The following is a 5492-nucleotide window of genomic DNA, read 5'->3' on the forward strand; positions in this document are numbered from 1 at the left end:
CTTTCGTGACGAGATGGACCATGTGCTGCTGCTCGACATGGCCATCCACACTTTCGATGCGGCTCGCCATCTCAGCGGAGCCGACCCGGTTTCGGTGTATTGTGAGGAGTTCAACCCTTCTTGGAGTTGGTACCGTGGGGCCGCCTGCGCCAACGCCTGCTTTGAGATGACCGGGGGGTTGCGCTACACCTATCGAGGCTCTTGGTGCGCCGAGGGCCGAATGACCTCGTGGGAGGCGGAATGGCGCGCTGTGGGGCCAAAGGGCACCGCGACCTGGAACGGTCACGACCAAATAGTGGCGGAGGTGGTGGTTCAGCCGAATGGCTTTTTCTCCAAAACCGAAGAACGCACCGTACCCATCGAGCCGGAACCGGGGGGCATCGCAGGCTCGTTAAGGGATTTTCTGCGCGCCCTCGAAACCGGCTTGCCCCCTATGGGCGAGTGCCACGACAACATCAAGAGCCTTGCCATGGTGTTTGCGGCCATCGAGTCGGCCACCAAGGGGCAGCGCGTCGCGGTGACGTTTTAGCCTTTGCTTAGGGGGCCGAGCCAGGCGGATCGGTGGCCTGCGCGGCATCGAGCAGTGTGTCGCGCGGGACGCTATGCCCATCGACAAGCAGGGCATAGCCGGTGCCCTCGCGCGACCAGGCGTAAAGCACAGGGCCTTTTGAGGGCATGAGGGTATAAAACCGCTTCCGTCCTAACGCCAAGGGGCTGAGCGAGGAGCCGAATCGTCCGTGACGGGGCACAATGTAGATGCCCACCAGCCCGTGCGGGGTGCGATAGAGCAGGCGAGCGGCGGCCACACCGTCGAGGGAGACAACATCGGCCCCCAACAGTCCACCACGAGAGAGCGAAAGGTTAATGGGGGGAATGTTCGCATGAAGGCGATCGCGCAACCAAACCGCAGCGCGATCGGGGTTGGACTGCGCAAAGGCCGGTTGAACCACCTGGTGCTCCACCTGTTCAAAGTCCTGCAGGGCGGCGCGTACGGGGAAGATGTCGGGGCTGTTGAGGCGTGCCCAAACAAAACTAAAAATGGCAAGCAGCAACATGGAGAAGGCCAAGGCCGGCCGCCATGCAAAACGCGCGCGCTCGAGACGTTCTCGGCGTCTCCAGACACGTTGGGCTTCCCGCCACACATGAGGAGCCGGCTCGATGTAGCGTTGATGCACACGAAGAGCACGCAGTTGTTGACGTATCTCGGCAAAGCCTTTTGACTCCTCACGACAGAAGGAGCAGGCCTCTAGGTGCTTTTTCACCTGCTCATGGAGGTCTTCCGGTAACTCCCCATCCACATAGGCAGCGAGGAGGTCGTGCATTTCCTCGCACGAACCTTTCATCGCCTCGGCCTCATTCTCGTTGTGACTCATGGTCTTTTAATTAGCTACGTAATAGTGCGCGCTTTCTTCTAATATTTTATAACTTACGATGGCTTTCGCGCCGTTGGCTCCGTGCCGGTAAGCATCTGGCGCAGCAACGCCCGTCCTCGCGACACACGCGAACGCACCGTTCCCACGGGAATGTTCAGGGCATCCGCCGTCTCCTGATAGCTCAACTCCTCCACATCTACCAGCAGCACCGCCGTTCGGTACTCTTCCGGCAAGCTATCCAGCGCCTTTTGAAGCTTTTCGTCCAAAAGGTTCTCCGTGAGGAGGACGGCCGGGTCGCTCTGAGGCGGTGCGGGAAAATCCCATGTGCTGCCCTCCACTCCCGAATCGAAAGAGGTGGTGAGCGGCCTTCGCTTGCCGCGCTCATAATCGTTAATATAAACTCTTGTCAGAATAGTAAACAACCACGCACGAAAATTGGTTCCCTCTTGAAACTGATCGAAGCGTTCGTAGGCTCGAATCAGCGTTTCTTGGGTTATATCTTCCGCCCATTCTCGGTTGCGGGTCATTCTAAGAGCCGCCTGATAGAGTGGCTTAAACAGCGGCTTGGCCAACTGTTCGAAACGACGGCTTCGGCTTTTGCTAAAAAGGTCCATTCCCTATTGCGTTCCTGCTATCGGCCTCACGCAAGCCTATTTCCCCTGCTTCAGCTGGCGACGCCACGCCTCTATCTTCATCAGCGCCTCCATCGGGGTCATGGTGGTGATGTCAAGCGCCTCCAACTCCTCAAGAATAGGATGCGTTTCCGGTTCAAACAGAGTGAGCTGCAATTTCTGTTTGCGTTCTGGAACCTGTTGTCCGCTATCCACAATATCGCGCGTGACCCCGGCACTCCCCTTTTCGAGGCTTTTGAGTATCTCTTTTGCCCGCTCCACCACCTCCAGAGGCACACCGGCCATGCGGGCTACTTGAATGCCGTAGCTCTTATCGGTTCCACCCGGTACTAATTTTCTTAACCAAATAATATGCTCCCCTTGTTCCCGAACGGCCACCCGAAAGTTCTTCACCACCGGGTAACGATTGGCCAACTCGTTAAGATGATGGTAGTGGGTGGCAAAAAGCGTTTTGCACCCGATCTGCACAAGATATTCGGCTACCGCCCACGCGATAGAGAGACCGTCGTAGGTGCTGGTGCCGCGCCCTATCTCATCGAGGATCACGAGGCTGCGGGCGGTGGCGTTGTTCAAGATGTTGGCCGTCTCGCTCATCTCTACCATGAAGGTGGATTGGCCGCTGGCAAGCTCATCGTGTGCGCCCACGCGGGTAAAGATGCGGTCTACGATGCCGATGGAGGCCGAATCGGCGGGCACAAAGCTGCCGATTTGAGCCAGAAGAACGATCAGGGCGGTTTGGCGAAGGTAAGAGGATTTGCCGCTCATGTTGGGGCCTGTAATGATAAGCAGCCGGTTCTCCTCGTCGAGGTGGCAATCGTTGGGGATGTAGTCGCCTCCAAGGCCGATGCGCTCTATTACGGGATGGCGTCCGCCGAGAATATGGATCGAGTCCCCATCATGCACCTCCGGGCGCACATAACGGTGGCGCACGGCCGTTTCGGCAAAACTTGCCAGTACATCCAGCTCGGCCACCGCGCGCGCCACGGCCAGCACTTCGGGAGCCGCCTCTCCAACCCGCTCCCGCACCCCTAGAAACAGCTCGTACTCCAGCTCTATCGCCTTTTCGTCGGCCCCCAACACAAGCGCCTCGTACTCTTTGAGTTCAGGGGTGATGTAGCGCTCGGCATTCGCCGTGGTCTGCTTGCGGAGGTAGTTGCTGGGCACTTTGGAGAGGTTGGCCTTGGTCACCTCGATGTAGTAGCCGAATACGGCGTTGTAGCCGACTTTCAGCGAAGCGATGCCGGTGCGTTCCCGCTCGGTGGCCTCTAAGTTGGCGATATAGGCTTTCGCATCGGCGGAGACGGAGCGTAGTTTATCCAGCTCCGCATGATAGCCGGGGCGAATAAGCCCTCCCTCGCGCAGGCCGGCCGGGGGGTCGTCTTGAATAGCGCGGCCGATCCGCTCCACGATGTCGAGCGGGCAAGCGAGGCGCGAGGCCAGATCGCGCAGTTTCTCACTGCGCGCACCGGCGAGCGTGGTGGCGATGTTCGGCAGCCGAAGCAGCGCGTTGCGCAAGGCCACCAGGTCGCGGGCATTGGCCAGCCCGGCCGCAGCACGGCTTACAAGGCGCTCGATGTCGCCCATCCCTCTCAGAAGGTCGCGCAGGTCTCCTCGGCGAATGGGGTCACGCGCCAGCTCCTCCACGGCCTCTTGGCGCCGTTGAATGCGCCCCACATCCAGCAGCGGCTCCTCGATCCACCGTTTCAGCAGGCGTCCCCCCATGGGGGTGAGGGTCTCGTCCAGAACGCCCAGCAACGTGCGCTGCTTGCCACCCTCGCCCATGGGCGCGGTAAGCTCAAGATGACGCCGTGCTGCCGAGTCTAACGTCATAAACTCCTCGGTGGAGTAGGTGGCGAGGCTGCGAATGTGCGCCAGTGCCCCCATCTGGGTTTGGCGAAGGTAGCGCAAAATAAGCGCGCAGGCATCTATGCCCGCAGTATACTCCTCGCAGCCGAAACCGCGCAGCGACTGGGTTTGAAAATGGGCCAACAACAGGCGCCGACTGTCCGCGCCGGTGGAGCGCTGCGTTCCTTCGGAGGACGGCACAACGGTCACCGAACCGGTGCAGGTGGCCTTAATGGCCTCGATCAGCTCCGCATCCACCCCCTCCGGCACCAAAATCTCCGCCGGCTCAAGACGCGCGATCTCCTCAAGAAGCCGCTCTTTGCGGCGCTCTCCTTCGATCTCGGTGGTAAGAAACTCACCCGTAGAGACATCCACCACGCCCACCCCGGCCACCGGGTCGCCGATGACGGCCGCCACAAGGTAGTTGTTGCTGCGCGAATCGAGCATGGCGTCTTCAAGCACGGTGCCGGGGGTAACCACGCGCGTGACCTTGCGTTTCACCAGCCCTTTGGCAAATCGGGGGTCTTCTATCTGATCCATGAGAGCCACACGATAGCCGCGCGCAATGAGCCGAGCGATGTAGCGTTCCACCGCATGATAGGGCACGCCGGCCATGGGCACCCGTACGCCCCCGTCATCACGGCCGGTGAGGGCGATCTGCAGCTCACGCGCAACGGTCTCTGCGTCCTCTCCGTAGGCCTCGAAGAAGTCGCCCACACGCATCAGCAAAATGACGCCCGGGCGCTCGTTACGGGTAGCAAAATACTGTTTTAACAGCGGCGTGCGTCCTGCGTAGTTCGACGGGAACGGTTCCCCCATCGCTTTTTCCGAAGCAGGCAAAGCATTTGAGTCCGACATGTTGCGTATTCTACTTATTCGCAAGGAAAACGTCAAGGTAGGAGCGCGGATGCAGGCTTTTGCCGATGAATAGGCTTTCAAAAACTTGACAATCGGATGCAGGTGCGTTACAATGATAGTGTGATCGGTTTTGGAGCACTTTTTCTATAAGGCATAAGGGTGCTATTATCCTAATCGAGCTGCTTTAACCAACGCTTCTCTCGCACTTGCCGGAGGTCTCCGTTCCGAATCGGAACCCCGCAAGAGGATTGAACAAGGAGGAACGATTATGCAGGATCCGGAACTGCTTTCCCATCTTCGTGAGAAGAGCAAGGAAAGACCGCTAACGCGACGTGAGTTCATGCGCGCTCTCACGGTTGCAACCGCTGCCGGCCCTGGCCTCATTTCGGCCACGCTCTCCGGCATCTCCCTCACCCGCAGCCAGCGCGCCGAGGCTGCAGAGGCCATTGTAGCCGCCTTCGGCAAGCTGCCGAAACGCCCCTTCGGCACCCGACTCGGCCACATGATGGTGACCCCCGTCTGTATCTGCTACGACTGGAACCCAGAGCTTTTTGCCCCGGCGCTCGCCTTAGGCATCAACTTCATTCACAAAGCGGGCTACTGGGGGCAGAACATCCCCGATGTCATTAAGAGGCTGCCACGTGAGTCGTTCTATTGCGACATCACCGTAGACAATACCCCCGATCATCCCGACGACTACGACCGAGCCTACAACCAGGTGGTTTCGTCGCTCGAGCAGAATGGGCTAAAGTACTACGATATTTTCCGTGCCCACTTTGGCTGG

The 5492-nt window shown here is 59.3% G+C and carries 5 protein-coding genes; 2 read left to right on the plus strand and 3 right to left on the minus strand.

The genetic code is table 11. The features are described from left to right. Positions 1-529, plus strand: a 529-nt coding sequence (locus VKV18_RS00860) for a Gfo/Idh/MocA family protein (protein ID WP_324202339.1), incomplete at its 5' end; no start/stop codon positions are given. A 7-nt stretch (positions 530-536) separates the two neighbouring features. Here VKV18_RS00860 and VKV18_RS00865 read toward each other — a convergent pair. The 3 genes from VKV18_RS00865 to mutS form a co-directional block, all read right to left on the minus strand. Continuing rightward, a complete protein-coding gene (locus VKV18_RS00865; RefSeq protein WP_324202340.1) occupies positions 537-1343 on the minus strand; it encodes an anti-sigma factor family protein in 807 nt (268 codons plus the stop codon). Positions 1344-1426: 83 nt separating this feature from the next. Next, a complete protein-coding gene (locus tag VKV18_RS00870) occupies positions 1427-1987 on the minus strand; it encodes a sigma-70 family RNA polymerase sigma factor (RefSeq protein ID WP_324202341.1) in 561 nt (186 codons plus the stop codon). Between the two features lie 36 nt (positions 1988-2023). After that, the gene (gene mutS / locus VKV18_RS00875) at positions 2024-4669 is read right to left on the minus strand and encodes a DNA mismatch repair protein MutS (RefSeq protein WP_345786388.1); all 2646 of its coding nucleotides are present in this window, start codon (positions 4667-4669) and stop codon (positions 2024-2026) included. A gap of 307 nt (positions 4670-4976) precedes the next feature. On the opposite strand from mutS, the gene VKV18_RS00880 reads away from it, so the two are divergent. Beyond that, the coding region (locus tag VKV18_RS00880) for a twin-arginine translocation signal domain-containing protein (protein WP_324202343.1) at positions 4977-5492 on the plus strand (516 nt) is incomplete at its 3' end.

The organism is Chthonomonas sp. (genome assembly GCF_035294505.1).
Taxonomy (GTDB): domain Bacteria; phylum Armatimonadota; class Chthonomonadetes; order Chthonomonadales; family Chthonomonadaceae; genus Chthonomonas.